This is a genomic window from Pseudomonas sp. NPDC096917 (genome assembly GCF_044762555.1).
Classification (GTDB): domain Bacteria; phylum Pseudomonadota; class Gammaproteobacteria; order Pseudomonadales; family Pseudomonadaceae; genus Aquipseudomonas.
In genome coordinates this window covers 17,817-30,907 of the sequence record NZ_JBIWEO010000007.1, presented here as the reverse complement: position 1 = coordinate 30,907, position 13,091 = coordinate 17,817, and the positions used below count along the sequence as shown (strand labels likewise).

12 protein-coding genes are annotated in these 13,091 nt (G+C 59.1%); 9 read left to right on the top strand and 3 right to left on the bottom strand.

Features of this window, described 5'->3' with window-relative positions:
* Positions 1–8: 8 nt before the first annotated feature.
* A complete protein-coding gene (dapC, locus tag ACIQYF_RS09855) occupies positions 9–1,208 on the top strand; it encodes a succinyldiaminopimelate transaminase (RefSeq protein ID WP_402860227.1) in 1,200 nt (399 codons plus the stop codon).
* Between the two features lie 91 nt (positions 1,209–1,299).
* On the opposite strand, the gene ACIQYF_RS09850 is transcribed toward dapC, so the two are convergent.
* Positions 1,300–2,946, bottom strand: a complete 1,647-nt coding sequence (locus tag ACIQYF_RS09850) for a Na+/H+ antiporter (protein ID WP_402860224.1) — start codon at positions 2,944–2,946, stop codon at positions 1,300–1,302.
* Positions 2,947–3,192: 246 nt separating this feature from the next.
* Between ACIQYF_RS09850 and ACIQYF_RS09845 the strand changes: the two genes are divergently transcribed.
* From ACIQYF_RS09845 to ACIQYF_RS09830, 4 genes are all read left to right on the top strand, one after another.
* The gene (locus ACIQYF_RS09845; RefSeq protein ID WP_019411599.1) at positions 3,193–3,555 is read left to right on the top strand and encodes an ArsC family reductase; all 363 of its coding nucleotides are present in this window, start codon (positions 3,193–3,195) and stop codon (positions 3,553–3,555) included.
* Positions 3,556–3,602: 47 nt separating this feature from the next.
* Positions 3,603–4,637 (top strand): 2,3,4,5-tetrahydropyridine-2,6-dicarboxylate N-succinyltransferase, encoded by a 1,035-nt coding sequence (gene dapD, locus ACIQYF_RS09840; protein ID WP_402860220.1) that lies wholly within the window; start codon positions 3,603–3,605, stop codon positions 4,635–4,637.
* A 62-nt stretch (positions 4,638–4,699) separates the two neighbouring features.
* Positions 4,700–5,905, top strand: a complete 1,206-nt coding sequence (locus tag ACIQYF_RS09835) for an aminotransferase class V-fold PLP-dependent enzyme (protein ID WP_402860216.1) — start codon at positions 4,700–4,702, stop codon at positions 5,903–5,905.
* Positions 5,902–6,306, top strand: coding sequence for a SufE family protein (locus ACIQYF_RS09830; protein ID WP_402860213.1), 405 nt, complete (start codon positions 5,902–5,904; stop codon positions 6,304–6,306). The genes ACIQYF_RS09835 and ACIQYF_RS09830 overlap by 4 nt, the downstream gene beginning before the upstream one ends.
* 97 nt (positions 6,307–6,403) lie before the next feature.
* Here ACIQYF_RS09830 and tcdA read toward each other — a convergent pair whose 3' ends face one another.
* Positions 6,404–7,216, bottom strand: coding sequence for a tRNA cyclic N6-threonylcarbamoyladenosine(37) synthase TcdA (gene tcdA / locus ACIQYF_RS09825; RefSeq protein WP_402860210.1), 813 nt, complete (start codon positions 7,214–7,216; stop codon positions 6,404–6,406).
* A gap of 277 nt (positions 7,217–7,493) precedes the next feature.
* Between tcdA and ACIQYF_RS09820 the strand changes: the two genes are divergently transcribed.
* The 4 genes from ACIQYF_RS09820 to ACIQYF_RS09805 all read left to right on the top strand — a co-directional run bounded on the left by ACIQYF_RS09820 (position 7,494) and on the right by ACIQYF_RS09805 (position 12,603).
* Positions 7,494–10,085 (top strand): glycosyltransferase, encoded by a 2,592-nt coding sequence (locus tag ACIQYF_RS09820; RefSeq protein WP_402860207.1) that lies wholly within the window; start codon positions 7,494–7,496, stop codon positions 10,083–10,085.
* 100 nt (positions 10,086–10,185) lie between these two features.
* The gene (gene dapE / locus ACIQYF_RS09815; RefSeq protein WP_402860204.1) at positions 10,186–11,337 is read left to right on the top strand and encodes a succinyl-diaminopimelate desuccinylase; all 1,152 of its coding nucleotides are present in this window, start codon (positions 10,186–10,188) and stop codon (positions 11,335–11,337) included.
* Positions 11,337–12,146, top strand: a complete 810-nt coding sequence (locus ACIQYF_RS09810) for a putative RNA methyltransferase (RefSeq protein WP_402860201.1) — start codon at positions 11,337–11,339, stop codon at positions 12,144–12,146. Before dapE ends, ACIQYF_RS09810 begins: the two co-directional genes overlap by 1 nt.
* Before the next feature lie 79 nt (positions 12,147–12,225).
* Complete coding sequence (locus tag ACIQYF_RS09805; RefSeq protein WP_402860198.1) at positions 12,226–12,603, top strand: hypothetical protein; 378 nt, start codon at positions 12,226–12,228, stop codon at positions 12,601–12,603.
* 138 nt (positions 12,604–12,741) lie between these two features.
* Here the strand turns inward: ACIQYF_RS09805 and ACIQYF_RS09800 are convergent, their stop codons facing one another.
* Entirely contained in the window at positions 12,742–12,951 is a 210-nt protein-coding gene (locus tag ACIQYF_RS09800) for a cold-shock protein (RefSeq protein WP_402860195.1), read from the bottom strand.
* Between the last annotated feature and the right edge of the window lie 140 nt (positions 12,952–13,091).

Here is a 13,091-nt window from a genome sequence, read left to right as displayed (position 1 = left end):
CGCCCCCAATGAACAACGCACTAAACCAGTTGCAGCCTTACCCGTTCGAAAAACTGCGCGCCCTGCTAGGTACCGTGCAGCCCAACGCCGACAAGCGCCCGATTGCGTTGTCGATTGGCGAACCTAAACACCGCTCTCCCGATTTCGTGGCCAAAGCCCTGGCGGACAACCTTGACCAGATGGCGGTCTACCCGACCACGCTCGGCATCCCCGCCCTGCGTGAAGCCATTGCAGGCTGGGCCACACGCCGCTTCAACGTGCCGGCTGGCTGGCTCGACCCGGCGCGCAACATCCTGCCGGTCAACGGCACCCGTGAAGCGCTGTTCGCCTTCACCCAAACCGTGGTCAATCGCGGCGACGACGCACTGGTTGTAAGCCCAAACCCGTTCTACCAGATCTACGAAGGCGCAGCCTTTCTGGCCGGTGCCAAGCCGCACTACCTGCCGTGCCTGGCCGAACATGGCTTTAACCCGGACTTTGACGCCGTACCGGCTGACATCTGGAAACGCTGCCAGATTCTGTTCCTGTGCTCTCCCGGAAACCCGACCGGTGCCCTGATCCCGCTTGAAACGCTGAAAAAGCTGATCGCTCTGGCCGACGAGCATGACTTCGTAATCGCCTCTGACGAATGCTACAGCGAGCTCTACTTCGACGAGCAAACGCCACCCACAGGCTTGCTCAGCGCCTGCGTAGCGCTCGGCCGCCAAGACTTCAAGCGTTGCGTGGTCTTCCACAGCCTGTCCAAGCGCTCCAACCTGCCGGGGCTGCGTTCGGGCTTTGTGGCCGGTGACGCCGAAATTCTCAAGGCTTTTCTGCTGTACCGCACCTACCACGGTTGCGCCATGCCCGTTCAAACCCAACTGGCGAGTATTGCCGCCTGGAACGATGAAGATCACGTGCGCACCAACCGCGATTTGTATCGCGAGAAGTTCGATGCCGTGCTGAACATCCTGACCCCGGTACTCGATGTACAGCGTCCGGATGGCGGTTTTTACCTGTGGCCAAAGGTTGTAGGCGATGACGCCGAATTCTGCCGCGACCTGTTCGCCGAAGAACACGTGACGGTGGTACCGGGTTCGTACCTGTCACGCGAAGTTGATGGCTTCAATCCGGGCGCAGGCCGTGTGCGCATGGCTTTGGTTGCGCCATTGGCCGAATGCGTCGAAGCCGCCGAGCGGATTCGCGACTTTATCCAGCGCCGCCTCTAACCCCCGCCCGCCAACTGTAGGAGCGAGCTTGCTCGCGATCTTTTGATCTTTTAAAAGCTCGCGCCTACAGTGGAACGGTGTATTGCCAGCCTTACTTCACCGTCCCCAGATTCGCTTCACTCAAGTCCAGATCACGCAAAATTTCGCTGAGTACGTCGTCTCCAATCTCATGCTGACGACGCAGGTTATACAGCTCCAGTCGCTGCGCCCTGAGCGCCTTGAGTCGCAATCGGCTCTCCAGCAAGTCCATTTGCGAGGCCAGCGCCTGAGCTTCAGCAGAGTCATTGAAGACTTCAAGCTGATGCCGATACTCCGACATGATCCGCGCCTTAAGTTCGGCCGCCAATGCTGCCTGTGCCGCGTCTTGCGGGTTGGCCGGCTCTACTACTTCTTCGGCTTCAAGCGAATGAATTGCGGCCTCGGCCGTACGCCTCCACGCGTCTCGTACTTCTTTGCGCATGGCGTCGTCCGGGCTCTTGGGAATACCGCGCAACAACAGGGGCAAGGCAATACACGCCGCCACCAACGACAGCAAAATCACGCCGGCCGCAATGAAGATCAGCAGATCGCGTTCAGGGAAGTCCACGCCCTTGCTGATAAACAACGGCACCGACATTACACCGGCCAAGGTCACGGCACCGCGCACGCCACCGACCGTCAACAACCAGCAGGAACGGGCCGTCGGCACCATCGTCAACTCGCCCTTGCCGCGCCAGCGACGCAGCAGGCCAGACAAGCGCCAAATGCTTTGCACCCAGATAAAACGCAACGCCAGCAGTACCAGGAAAATCACTGCCACATCCAGGCAGCGGTACAACAAGGTAGGCCAAAGCGTGGTTTCGTGACTGACAACCGCCTTGATGATGTCAGGCAGTTGCAGGCCCAGCAGCAAGAAGATCAGGCCATTGAACGCGAACTCCAGCAGCCCCCACACACTGCGGTTAAGCAGGCGGGTGCTGGTTTGACGCGGCAACAAATCCAGCCAGCTCTGCATCATCCCCGCAGCCACCGCCGACAAGATGCCTGAAGCCCCCAAGCGCTCGGCCAGTACGTAGGCGGCAAATGGCAGCAGCAACATAAACACCACGTGCGTGGCCGGGTCATCCCAACCGCGGGCAATCATCCAGGCGCGCATGCGCCCAACCAGCCAGCTCAGGGCCACACCGATGGCCAAGCCACCACAGGCCACCAGCAAGAATGTCAGGCTAGCATTGGCCAGCGAAAAGACACCCGTTACGGCAGCGGCCAGGGCAAATTTGAAAGTCACCAGACCCGACGCGTCATTCATCAAGGCTTCGCCCTGAAGCATATGCATCAACGGGCCGGGCAAGCGGTTCTGGGAAATGGCCGACACCGCAACCGCGTCAGTTGGCGACAGCACGGCCGCCAGGGCAAAAGCCACCGGCAAAGGAATCGTCGGCAAAAGCCAATGAATGAAGTACCCCGCCCCCACGACCGTGAACAGCACAAGGCCTACGGCCAGGGTCAGAATCGGCCCGCGCAGGCGCCAGAACTCACGCTTGGGCATGCGCCAGCCGTCAGAAAACAACAGCGGTGGCAAAAATAGAAACAGGAACAACTCAGGGTCCAGCGCAACGTGCAGGCCCAGGGTGGGCCATGCCAGCACGGCGCCAGCAGCGATTTGCACCAAAGGCAGAGGTAACGGGACCACACGCCCCAATAAACGCGAGACTCCCACTAACATCAGCAAGATGAGTACGGTATAGGCGGTTTGCATATCTACAGAATTCCCAAACAATCAGCTTCAACTAAACAGCTTTTAATCAAACACAGCTAGCAACAATTTCCTGTTGCGCCTCATAGTAGCTTCAAATTGCCAAAGGAGAGCCTGAACAAAAGTCGCGGTGCGACGACATGTCACAACAACCTGCCAAGGTTGCAGGCACCCTGCGCTCAAGCGCTTCGCACATGGCATAATCCGCTACCGCACATTTCCAAGCATCTCCAAAGGAGGGGCAATTCAGTGACCGATTCAAGCAAAACGTTGCACCTTTTCGGCATCAAGGCCTGCGACACCATGAAAAAGGCTCGCACCTGGCTAGATGATCATGCAGTGCGTTACGACTTTCATGATTACAAAACCAGCGGTATCGACCGAGAACACCTCACCCAGTGGTGCAACGAGCACGGCTGGCAAGTGGTGCTAAATCGCGCCGGCACAACCTTTCGCAAGCTCGAAGACGAACAAAAAGCCGATCTAGACCAAGCGAAAGCCATTGAGCTGATGCTCGCCCAACCCTCGATGATCAAGCGCCCGGTGCTCGATCTCGGAGATAAAACCCTGATTGGCTTTAAACCTGATCTTTATGCGGCGGCCCTTCTTTAAGCCCAATGGCTAAAACCCGCCCATTCATTTTTGTAAGAGGTAATTGCATGTCTACTACCCTGTTCAGCGCGGCCTTCGGCGTCGGCACTCAAAATCGTCAAGGCGCATGGCTGGAAGTGTTTTACGCCCAACCTCTGATCAACCCGTCGGCCGAGCTGATCGCAGCCATCGCGCCGATCCTGGGCTACACCGGTGGCAATCAGGCAATCACCTTTACCACCGCACAAGCCGCACAACTGGCAGAAGCCGTCAAATCGGTCGACGCTGCCCAAGCCGCGCTGCTGACCCGCCTGGCCGAAAGCCACAAGCCACTGGTTGCCACTGTGCTGGCAGAAGATGCTGCGCTGACGTCCACCCCAGAGGCTTACCTGAAGCTGCACCTGCTGTCGCACCGCCTGGTCAAGCCGCATGGCCTGAGCCTGGCAGGCGTGTTCCCGTTGCTGCCAAACGTGGCATGGACCAGCCAGGGCGCCATCGACCTGAGCGAGCTGGCAGAGCGTCAACTCGAAGCCCGTCTGCGCGGCGATTTGCTGGAAGTGTTCTCGGTCGACAAGTTCCCGAAAATGACCGACTACGTGGTACCGGCTGGCGTGCGTATCGCTGACAGCGCGCGTATCCGCCTGGGCGCCTACATCGGCGAAGGCACCACCGTCATGCACGAAGGTTTCGTCAACTTCAACGCGGGCACCGAAGGCCCGGGCATGATCGAAGGCCGCGTATCGGCAGGCGTTTTCGTCGGCAAGGGGTCGGACCTGGGCGGCGGTTGCTCGACCATGGGCACCCTGTCGGGCGGCGGCAACATCGTGATCAAGGTTGGCGAAGGCTGCCTGATCGGCGCCAATGCCGGTATCGGTATCCCGCTGGGCGATCGCAACACCGTGGAGTCCGGCCTGTACGTAACCGCTGGCACCAAAGTGGCACTGCTGGACGAAAACAACCAACTGGTCAAAGTGGTTAAAGCCCGTGAACTGGCTGGCCAGCCTGACCTGTTGTTCCGTCGTAACTCGGAAACCGGCGCGGTGGAATGCAAAACCCACAAGTCGGCCATCGAACTGAACGAAGCGCTGCACGCTCACAACTAAGCGTTTGTCTGCCACTGATGGGGCCGGCCACGGCTGGCCTCGTCAACAGAGCCTTGAACACCATGCTTTTGCCTTCTCCGTGGCGCGCCGACTTCCCGGCCATCGCTGCCTTGCAACGTCAGGACCAGACCTATCTGGACAACGCTGCAACCACGCAAAAACCCCAAGCCCTGCTTGACGCACTGACGCATTACTACGCCAGTGGCGCCGCCAATGTGCACCGGGCCCAACACCTGCCGGGCGCCCACGCGACCCAGGCGTTTGAAAACAGCCGCAACAAAGTCGCCCAATGGCTCAACGTGGCCGATTGCGGGCAGATTGTCTTCACCCACGGTGCCACGTCGGCACTCAATCTTCTGGCTTATGGGCTGGAACACCAATTCAATCCGGGCGATGAGATCGTCATCAGCGCCCTGGAACACCACGCCAACCTATTGCCGTGGCAACAGCTTGCAAAGCGCAAAGAGCTCAAGCTGGTGGTGCTGACGCTGAATACCGACGGGGTAATTGACCTCGACGAAGCCGCGCGCCTGATCACGCCGCGCACCCGCCTGCTGGCCGTCAGCCAATTGTCCAACGTGCTCGGTGCATGGCAGCCGCTGCCGCAACTGCTGGCACTGGCCAAAGCGCACAACGCACTGACCGTGGTCGATGGCGCCCAAGGCGTCGTTCACGGCCGTCAGGATGTACACGCACTGGGCTGCGACTTCTATGTTTTTTCCAGCCACAAACTGTATGGCCCTGATGGTTTGGGTGTGTTGTTTGGCCGTCATGAGGCGCTGGCCCGTCTGCAACACTGGCAGTTTGGCGGCGAGATGGTGCAAGACGTCGACTACCAGCACGCCACGTTTCGAGCAGCACCGCTGGGCTTTGAAGCGGGCACGCCTGCGATTGCCAGCGTGATCGGCCTGGGCGCAACCCTCAGCTATTTGAGCAGCCTCGACCAGGCAGCCATCCACGCCCACGAAGCCGCGCTGCATCGACTGTTGGTTGACGGCTTGCAACAACGCCAAGGCATTCGTCTACTCGGCTCGCCGCAGCTGGCACTGGTGAGTTTTGTGGTTGAAGGCGTGCACAACGCCGACTTGGCCCACCTGCTCACCGAGCAAGGTATCGCCGTGCGGGCCGGACATCACTGCGCCATGCCACTGCTCAAAAGCCTGGGTTTGGCGGGGGCGATTCGCGTGTCTCTGGCGCTGTACAACGACTCTGACGACGTGGAGCGCTTTTTCAATGCGCTCGACCAAGCACTGGCGTTACTGCAATGACCCTGCCTGCTGACGCCCAAGCGGCCCTCGACAGTTTTGAGCACTGTGCCAGTTGGGAACAGCGCGCACGCTTGCTGATGCAATGGGGCCAACGCCTGCCAGAACTGAGCGCTGCCGACAGAACCGACGCCAATCGCGTGCATGGCTGTGAAAGCCAAGTGTGGCTGGTGGGCGGGTTAAAAGATGGCCACTGGCAATTTGCGGCCAGCAGCGATGCGCGATTGATTCGAGGGCTGGTGGCATTGCTGCTGGCGCGGGTCAATGGTTTATCCAGCGAAGCGCTGCAACAAGTGGATCTGCCTGACTGGTTTAACCAACTGGGCCTGAGCCGCCAGTTATCGCCGTCGCGCAGCAATGGGCTGAATGCGGTGTTGCAGCGGATGCGCGAGTTGTCCGCTTAAACCTTGATCCTGACTATCTTGCCCGTAGTCGCTGACGAGGTACGTGGGGTCGCTTCGCAATCCATCGCAGCCTCATTCTTCGGCAGCGACTACAGGCTCAGGGTTTGGCCTTGACCTTCTCCGAAGGCCGGCGCACGCCTGCCACGATCTTGTCCACCGCCTTGGTGGCCGCGACCATGCCAAACGTTGCGGTGACCATCATGACTGCGCCAAAACCTCCGGCACAATCGAGCTTCACGCCGTCCCCGACAAAGCTTTTTTGTAAGCAAATGCTGCCATCAGGCTTGGGATAACGCAGTTGCTCCGTCGAGAACACGCACGGCACGCTGTAATGACGGGTTACGGTGCGCGAAAAGCCATAGTCGCGGCGCAGGGTCGAACGCACTTTCGAAGCCAGCGGGTCATTAAAGGTGCGGTTCAAGTCACATACCTGAATCAGCGTCGGGTCTATCTGCCCGCCCGCACCGCCGGTGGTGATGATCTGGATCTTGCGTCGTTTGCACCAGGCAATCAGCGCCGCCTTGGCATTCACGCTATCGATGCAGTCAATAACGCAATCAATGTTGGGGGTGATGTACTCGGCCATGGTTTCGCGAGTCACGAAATCAGCGACCTCGTGCACGATGCAGTCCGGATTGATCTGACGCAGACGCTCAGCCATCACTTCGACCTTGTCCCGACCAATGGTCGAGCTCAAGGCATGTAACTGGCGGTTACTGTTGCTGACGCAGACGTCATCCAGGTCAAACAGCGAGATTTCTCCCACGCCGCAGCGTGCAATCGCCTCGGCCGCCCATGACCCCACGCCGCCCACACCGACGATCGCCACGTGCGCCGCACGCAGTCTTTCCAAGCCTACCAAGCCATATAACCGGGCTACACCGGCAAACCGCGGATCTTCTGTACTCATCGCCAACACCCCAAAAACCGGGGCGCATTATAGGGGGCCTACGTGTTGTTGAGTATCTTTCCTACGCCATAAGCGACCAAGCCTGCTTTAATGACTTACAAAGCAACAAGACAAGAGCCACAAGAATTAAAAACACAGCCTCCGTCGAGTGCGCCAAACCTAAGCCCAAGCTGACTCCGTGCCCTGTACGGCTGGTCAGAGAGAAGTGTAGGATGCGCGCCGCTGTAGAACCTGCCGATCGTTCTTCGTTCCACTCCCTTTGGAACCCGAAATAGTTATGTCATCGCGTAAATTTGGACTCAACCTGGTGGTGGTGCTGGCCATCGCTGCCCTATTCACTGGCTTCTGGGCGCTGATCAACCGCCCGGTTTCTGCTCCCAACTGGCCCGATCAAATTTCTGGCTTTTCGTATTCGCCGTTTCAGCAAGGCCAATACCCGCAGAAAGACCAGTACCCGACCGACGATGAAATGCGTCGCGACCTGGAAATATTGAGCAAGCTGACCGACAACATTCGGACCTACTCGGTCGACGGCACCTTGGGCAATATCCCCAAATTGGCGGAAGAGTTCGGTTTGCGGGTCACGCTCGGCATCTGGATCAGCCCCGATCAAGCGCGCAATGAACGTGAAATCCAAAAGGCCATCGAACTGGCCAATCACTCGCGCAGTGTGGTGCGCGTTGTGGTGGGCAACGAAGCCCTGTTCCGCGAAGAGATCACGCCTGAAGAGCTGATCGTGTTGCTGGACCGTGTTCGCGCAGCCGTCAAAGTGCCGGTGACTACGTCCGAGCAATGGCACATCTGGGAGAAATACCCGCAGTTGGCCAAACACGTTGATCTGATTGCCGCGCACATTCTGCCGTACTGGGAATTTATCCCGATGGACAAGGCCGGCGAGTTCGTTCTGGAGCGCGCCCGCGACCTGAAAAAGATGTTCCCGAAAAAACCACTGCTGCTCTCAGAAGTCGGCTGGCCAAGTAACGGCCGCATGCGCGGTGGCGCAGACGCCACACAAGCAGACCAGGCCATTTACCTGCGCACGCTGGTCAACACCCTGAACCGGCGCGGCTACAACTACTTCGTGATCGAAGCCTTCGACCAGCCGTGGAAAGCCAGCGATGAAGGTTCCGTGGGCGCCTATTGGGGCGTCTACAACGCAGCCCGCCAGCAGAAGTTCAACTTTGAAGGCCCGGTTGTGGCCATTCCGCAGTGGCGCGTGCTGGCCATCGGTTCGGTGGTGATGGGCTTGCTGTCGCTGGCCTTGCTGCTGATTGACGGCTCGGCCTTGCGCCAGCGTGGTCGCACGTTCCTGACGTTTACCGCGTTCCTGTGTGGCTCGGCTCTGGTGTGGATCGGCTACGACTACAGCCAGCAATACAGCACCTGGTTCAGTCTGACCGTGGGTTTCCTGCTTGGATTGGGCGCACTCGGGGTGTTTATTGTGTTGCTCACCGAGGCCCATGAACTGGCCGAGGCGGTATGGGTTCGCAAACGCAGACGGGAGTTTTTACCGGTCGAAAGCGATGATGCCTATCGACCTAAAGTCTCGATCCATGTGCCGTGCTACAACGAGCCGCCGGAGATGGTCAAACAGACCCTCGATGCACTGGCCAACCTCGACTACCCGGATTTCGAAGTGTTGCTGATCGACAACAACACCAAAGACCCGGCCGTCTGGGAGCCGGTGCGCGACTACTGCGCCACTCTGGGCCCGCGCTTCAAATTCTTCCACGTTGCGCCCTTGGCCGGCTTCAAGGGCGGCGCGCTGAATTACCTGATCCCGCACACCGCGCCGGATGCCGAAGTGATCGCCGTGATCGACTCCGATTACTGCGTCGATCGCAACTGGCTCAAGCACATGGTGCCGCACTTTATCGACCCGAAAATCGCCATCGTGCAGTCCCCGCAGGACTACCGCGACCAGAGCGAAAGCACCTTCAAAAAGCTCTGCTACTCGGAATACAAAGGGTTCTTCCACATCGGCATGGTCACCCGCAATGACCGTGACGCGATCATTCAGCATGGCACCATGACCATGACCCGCCGCTCCGTTCTCGAAGAGCTGGGATGGGCCGACTGGTGTATCTGTGAAGACGCCGAACTGGGTCTGCGCGTGTTCGAAAAAGGTTATTCCGCAGCCTATTCCCAGCACAGCTACGGCAAAGGCCTGATGCCCGATACCTTTATCGACTTCAAGAAACAGCGATTCCGCTGGGCCTACGGGGCGATTCAGATCATCAAGCGTCACACCTCCAGCCTGCTTCTGGGTAAGGACACGGAACTGACCCGTGGCCAGCGTTATCACTTCCTTGCGGGCTGGTTGCCGTGGGTGGCTGACGGCATGAATATCTTCTTCACCGTGGGCGCCCTGTTGTGGTCCGCGGCGATGATTATTGTGCCGACGCGGGTCGACCCACCGCTGCTGATCTTCGCGATCCCGCCTTTGGCACTGTTTGTGTTCAAAGTCGGCAAGATCATCTTCCTCTACCGTCGCACCGTGGGAGTTAACCTCAAGGACGCGTTTGCCGCCGCCCTGGCAGGTCTGGCGTTGTCGCATACGATTGCCAAAGCGGTGCTATACGGCTTTTTCACCTCCAGCATTCCGTTCTTTCGCACCCCTAAAAACGCCGACAACCATGGCTTTTGGGTCGCCATCTCGGAAGCACGCGAAGAAGTGTTCATCATGCTGCTGCTCTGGGGCGCTGCCCTCGGGATCTTCGTCGTGCACGGCTTGCCAAGCAACGACATGCGTTTCTGGGTGGTCATGCTGCTGGTGCAATCGCTGCCGTACCTGGCAGCCCTGGTCATGGCCTTCACCTCTTCGCTGCCAAAACCTGCGCAGGCGCTTGAGCAACAACCAACGGCATAAATTGACAGTAACGACTAAACGGCGGCCTCTGGCCGCCGTTTTGCTTTAAGATAACCGCCCTTTTGTGCCGCGCCACCTGTCCCGCTTCGGAGTCTTTACCATGACGGCCCACGCCGACCTTTCGCCGACCCTGCAACTTGCCTGCGATCTGATCCGTCGCCCTTCCGTGACGCCGATCGACGCTGACTGCCAGAAGCTGATGATGCAGCGCCTGGGCGATGCCGGCTTTAAGCTGGAACCGATGCGTATCGAAGACGTCGACAATTTTTGGGCCACCCACGGTACACACGATGGCCCGGTGCTGTGCTTCGCCGGTCACACCGACGTGGTGCCGACCGGCCCGGTGCAAGCCTGGCAAAACGACCCGTTTAATGCAGTGATCGACGAACACGGCATGCTCTGCGGACGTGGCGCTGCCGATATGAAAGGCAGCCTCGCGGCCATGCTGGTCGCCGCTGAGCGTTTCGTCGCTGACTACCCGGACCACAAGGGTTCGGTCGCGTTTCTGATCACCAGCGACGAAGAAGGCCCGGCCCATCACGGCACCAAGGCCGTGGTTGAGCGCTTCGCAGCGCGTAATGAGCGTCTGGACTGGTGCATCGTCGGCGAGCCGTCGAGCACTTCGCTGGTCGGTGACGTGGTCAAGAATGGCCGTCGCGGCTCGCTGGGCGCCAAGCTCACCGTTCGCGGCGTTCAAGGCCACGTAGCCTACCCGCACCTGGCCAAGAACCCGATCCACCTTGCAGCCCCGGCGCTGACTGAGCTGGCAGCTGAACATTGGGACAACGGCAACGCCTTCTTCCCACCGACCAGTTTCCAGATCTCCAACCTCAATTCCGGTACCGGCGCGACCAACGTGATCCCCGGTGACATGGTGGCGGTGTTCAACTTCCGTTTCTCGACCGAGTCCAGCGTTGAAGGGTTGCAGAAACGTGTTGCCGATATTCTCGACAAGCATGGCCTGGACTGGCACATCGAGTGGGCGCTGTCTGGCCTGCCATTCCTGACCGAGCCGGGCGCGCTGCTGGACGCCGTGTCGTCGAGCATCAAGCACGTCACAGGCCGCGAAACCAAAGCGTCCACCAGCGGCGGTACCTCGGATGGGCGCTTTATCGCCACCCTGGGCACGCAAGTGGTTGAACTGGGCCCGGTCAACGCGACCATTCACCAGGTCAACGAACGGGTGCTGGCCAGCGATCTCGACGTGCTGACCGAGATCTACTACCAGACCCTGATCAAGTTGCTCGCCTGATGCTTGCCTGCCCTATCTGCTCTGAACCGCTCACGGCGGTCGATAACGGTGTGGTCTGCCCAGCAGGCCATCGCTTTGACCGCGCCCGTCAAGGCTACCTGAACCTGTTGCCGGTGCAGCACAAAAACAGCCGTGACCCGGGTGACAACCAAGCCATGGTTGAAGCACGCCGCGACTTCCTCAACGCTGGCCATTACGCACCGGTGGCCAAGCGCCTGGCAGCGCTTGCCGCCGAGCGAGCCCCACAACGCTGGCTCGACATCGGCTGTGGCGAGGGTTACTACACCGCGCAGATCGCCGAAGCCTTGCCGGATGCCGACGGCTACGCACTGGACATCTCTCGCGAGGCGGTGAAACGCGCCTGCAAGCGCAACCCGAATCTTACCTGGCTAATCGCCAGCATGGCCCGCGTGCCATTGGCCGATGCCAGTTGCCAGTTTTTGGCCAGCGTATTCAGCCCGCTGGACTGGCTCGAAGCCAAGCGCCTGCTCAGCCCGGGCGGTGGTCTGATGCGTGTGGGCCCAACGCGTGGTCACTTGATGGAGTTGCGCGAACGCCTCTACGACGAAGTGCGCGATTACGCAGACGACAAGCACTTGGCGCTGGTACCTCAAGGCATGCAGTTGCAACACAGCGAAACACTGGAGTTCACCCTCAGTTTGAGCGCGCCGCAAGACCGCGCCAACCTGCTGGCCATGACCCCACACGGCTGGCGCGCCAGCGCCGAGCGTCGGGCTCAGGTCATCGAGCATCCAGAGCCGTTAATCGTGACGGTGTCCATGCGCTACGATTACTTCGTGCTTCAATAACCCTTTTACGGCCTGCGGCACGCGCGGCAGGCCCGACTAATCCGCGAATGGATTTTTCAGACACGCAGTGAGGACATCCATGCGCCAACCCGATATCGAGATTTACCTAAAAGAATCCGTCACGTACAAAGACGTCGCCGATTGGCTGTCCACCGTGTTGGGCACGTGTTCGCCATGGACACAAAAAGGCCAGGTATGGAAATGCACAGCGGGTGAAGTCCCGGTGACCTGGATGCCAAAAGCCGTGGGCAAATGGAACAGCCTGTACCTGGAAAGTGACCAAACGCCGTGGGACGACGACATCGCCTGCGCCCGTGATGCCTTCAAGGCATTAAACGTCGAAGTCCGCTGCGCGCCGGGCACTTGGGTCGAAGAGGAAGGCGAAGAAACCGCTGACAACTGGATCCGAATCAGCGCAGACGGTGAAGAAGAAATCACCTGGCGAACCGGTTCCTGATTTACGCGAATTCGCTTAAATCCATGTGGGAGCTGTCTTGCCAGCAATAGCATCACTGCGATCATTCAGACAGACCGCATTGCTTGCATCGCCGGCAAGCCAGCTCCCACAGGATTTTTATAATCCCACAATGGGGTTTTACAGCCCTACCACGTCTTCAGCCTGAAACCCTTTTTCACCTGTCACGCGCGTGTATTCGACCTGCTGGCCTTCAGCCAGAGAACGATGGCCTTCACCGCGAATCGCGCGGTAATGCACAAATACGTCGCCCCCATTTTCACACTGAATAAAACCGTAGCCTTTGGCGTCGTTGAACCATTTCACATTGCCTGTCAAACGTGTGGTCATAGATCCTTCCCCTTTTTTATTTTTGAATGGGCCCGTTGGTTAGCCCGCTAAGAACTGTCGCTCGAACTTAACTCTCTAAGACTCGGTCTTACGCAGCATGGCGAAAGAGCCTCGAGTATAAGTCAGCGCGAAGAACACTC